General features: G+C 61.6%; 3 protein-coding genes. 1 reads left to right on the forward strand and 2 read right to left on the reverse strand.

Features of this window, described 5'->3' with window-relative positions:
• Together AC0AP0_RS10825 and AC0AP0_RS10830 are read right to left on the reverse strand one after the other, a co-directional pair.
• A partial coding sequence (locus tag AC0AP0_RS10825) for a dicarboxylate/amino acid:cation symporter (RefSeq protein WP_490430469.1) occupies nucleotides 1-575 on the reverse strand: 575 nt, incomplete at its 3' end.
• Between the two features lie 164 nt (nucleotides 576-739).
• On the reverse strand, nucleotides 740-1,021 hold the full coding sequence (locus tag AC0AP0_RS10830) for a metal-sensitive transcriptional regulator (RefSeq protein WP_045934848.1): 282 nt from the start codon (nucleotides 1,019-1,021) through the stop codon (nucleotides 740-742).
• Between the two features lie 115 nt (nucleotides 1,022-1,136).
• Here AC0AP0_RS10830 and AC0AP0_RS10835 point away from each other — a divergent pair.
• Nucleotides 1,137-3,227, forward strand: a 2,091-nt coding sequence (locus AC0AP0_RS10835) for a heavy metal translocating P-type ATPase (RefSeq protein WP_490430470.1), incomplete at its 3' end; no start/stop codon positions are given.

Consider the following 3,227-nt stretch of genomic DNA (forward strand, 5'->3'; position numbering starts at 1 on the left):
ACGCTCTGCTCGCCGCGCGGGGTTGAGGCAGCCTTGTTCAGAGAGACCGCCAGGAGGATGGCGAAGATCACGACAGGGATAACCTGGTTCTGGGCCCAGTTTGCCGCCAGATTCGAGGGGAAGAGACCGACCAGGGTATCGAGCACCCCTGGCACCTCGTGAGGCTTGGCCTCCTTAGGCAGGGCCTGGTTGAACCCCTTGCCGACCTGGAAGAGCAGCCCCAAAACCAGGGCTATCACGGCGGCTGTGAAGGTGTTGACCAGCAGCAGAACGATGGTCTTCACACTGATGCTTTTCAGCCGACCAGACCCTCCGATACGGCTGATGCTGGCAATGATGCTGAAGAGCAGAAGGGGCACCACCAGGGCCGAAATGACCTCGGACCAGACGTTGCCGAATGCCCCCACATAGGTGGTGTGACCGGAGAAGCCCACACCTACCAGTATTCCCAGTACCGTCGCTATGATGACCCGCCAACTGAAGTTGACCTTGGTCTTCCTGCTCAGCAGGGCCAGCCCCGCAAAGAGAATGACGACCACTATCAGGGCCGCCCAATCCCAACTTGTTTCCGACATTGCCTCTCCCTCATCGATTTCTTCTCACCAGGACCGAACGGTCTGGGGTTGGGTTCAATCTAACAGGAAAGAAGCGGAAGTCCAGCGATTCCCGGAAGAATGCCTATACCCGTTGCTTATGGGCTGCTATTCCAGGGCGGATAAAACCTGTCTGACGAAGGCTGCTAGGAACGGACCAGGCGGGCTATGGCATCGGAAGCCTCCTGCATCTTCTCGTCGGCCTCCTCGCCTCCCTTTTCGGCAGCCTCGCGGACGCAGTGGTTCATGTGGTCGTCCAGCAGGGTCAGAGCCACCGACTTCAGGGCGCTGGTCGAGGCGGCAATCTGGGTGAGGATGTCAATGCAGTAGGTGTCTGACTCGACCATCTGCTCGATGGCTCTGACCTGGCCCTCGACACGCCGGAGTCTGGTGATGGTCCGCTTTTTATCGTTGGCATATCCGGGCAAGATTTACTCCATTCCTAGTCAATGGCCTTCATGGCGGAGCCGGGACTAACTCGAATTCATGAAACCCATCTCGAAATTCACTATCAGTATACCCCTGGGGGGTATAGTGGGCCACATGAGCAGCATCCTGGTCCTTATCGCAGCCCTGGTCATCACGGCGGGCATCATCTGGTACTTCTTCGCGCCCAGAAAGGCCACCCAGGCCAAGGATGAGGGCGGCGTCCAGACCGTCCACATCACAGTCAAGGGCGGATACAGCCCTCAGCTGATCCAGGTTCAGGCCGGGCGGCCGGTCAAGCTGGTCTTCGACCGCCAGGAGAGCGGGGAATGCTCCTCACACGTGGTCTTCAATGACTTCAATATCGACAAGACCTTGCCCGCCTTCCAGACCTCGACCGTCCAGCTGACCCCGCCCAAGGCCGGCGACTATCCCTTCGCCTGCGGAATGAACATGCTCCACGGGATGCTCCGGGCCACCAATGGACCGGCGACAGGCGGTGCCGAGGCACAATCCGAACAAGCACAAAGCAGCCAGTCACAAGACGAACGTTCACAGGCCGAGGCCGCCGAATCCGCCAAGCCCGCCCAGACCAATGGCGGCAACGACCAGGACGAGGCCGACCAGGAGCGCACAGCAGAAATCCGTGACCTGACCAGGCGATTCATCGTAGCCCTGGTCTTCACGCTCCCGGTTTTCATACCAGCCATGTTCGGCATGTTCCTGCCCATGCCCCACATTCTGATGAACCCCTGGGTCCAGCTTGTCCTGATATTGCCGGTCATGTTCTACTCGGGCTGGCCCATCCACCGCACCGGGTGGCTGGCCCTGGCACACCGGGCCCCGGAGATGAACTCCCTGGTCGCCCTGGGCACTGCCACAGCCTTCCTCTACTCACTGGTGGTCACTGTGGCCCCGCAACTCCTGCCTGAGGGAAGCCGTGAACCATATTACGAGGCCGTGGGCACCATCATTACCCTGATGATCCTCGGCCAAATCCTGGAGGCACGAGCCCGGCGCGGCACCGGCGATGCCATCCGCGCCCTTATCGGACTCAGGCCCAAGACCGCCACCGTGGTGAGGACCGACCAGGGTGGCAGGGAGACCACCCAGGAAATCGCCGTCGACGATGTAGTCGTCGGAGACGTGATTCAGGTCCATCCGGGCGAGAAGCTGCCGGTGGACGGCCAGGTCATCTCCGGATCATCCTCAGTGGACGAATCCATGGTGACCGGCGAGCCCATGCCCGTCCTCAAGCAGGAGGGCGATTCCCTGGTTGGAGCCACCGTCAACGGCACGGGCTCCCTGCGCTACAGGGCCACCCAGGTAGGGCAGGACACGGTCCTGGCACAGATCATCCGGCTGGTCAAGACGGCTCAAACCTCCAAAGCGCCCATTCAGAAACTGGCCGACCGAATATCGTCAATCTTCATCCCCGGAGTCATCCTGGTAGCGCTCTGGACCTTCGTGGCCTGGTGGGCATTCGGCCCCATGCCCCGCGGAGTATACGGAATCGTGGCGGCGGTCTCCGTCCTGGTCATCGCCTGCCCCTGCGCCCTCGGCCTGGCCACTCCCCTATCCGTGACAATCGGCACCGGACGCGGTGCCCGTGCCGGTGTACTCTACCGGTCGGCAGACGCCCTGCAGGGAGCGCATGACGTCGACACCATCGTCCTTGACAAGACCGGCACCATAACCCAAGGCCGGCCTGAACTGGCTGATGCCCTGAGCGTGCAGGGAATCAATGATGACCTGCTGATCAGGGCGGCCGCGAGCGCCGAGAGCAATTCGGAGCACCCCCTGGCCCAGGCCATCGTCCAGGCTGCCAAGGATCGCAACCTGGAGCTGGCCCCGGCCAAGGACTTCGACTCGGTTACCGGCGCTGGCATCGATGCGACCTTCCCCTCCGGCTCCTTCGAGGCAGGCAAAGGAACCCCGCATGTTCTTGTCGGCAACCGTAGACTGCTCGAGAGCAAGGGAATCGAACTCGAGAACGAAATAGCGGACCAAGCTGGCGCGCAATCCCTCTTGGGTACTGCCCGCAGCTGGGAGGATCAGGGCCGCACGACCATCTTCGTGGCCATTGGCGGCAAGCTTGCCGGGGTTCTGGCAGTGACCGACCAGGTCAAGTCCGGCTCCAAGCAGGCCATCCACGACATGAACGAGCGTGGCATCCAGACCATCATGCTGACCGGCGACAACCAGGGC

The sequence above is a fragment of the Bifidobacterium sp. POST2/T3 (B1) genome, assembly GCF_058197115.1.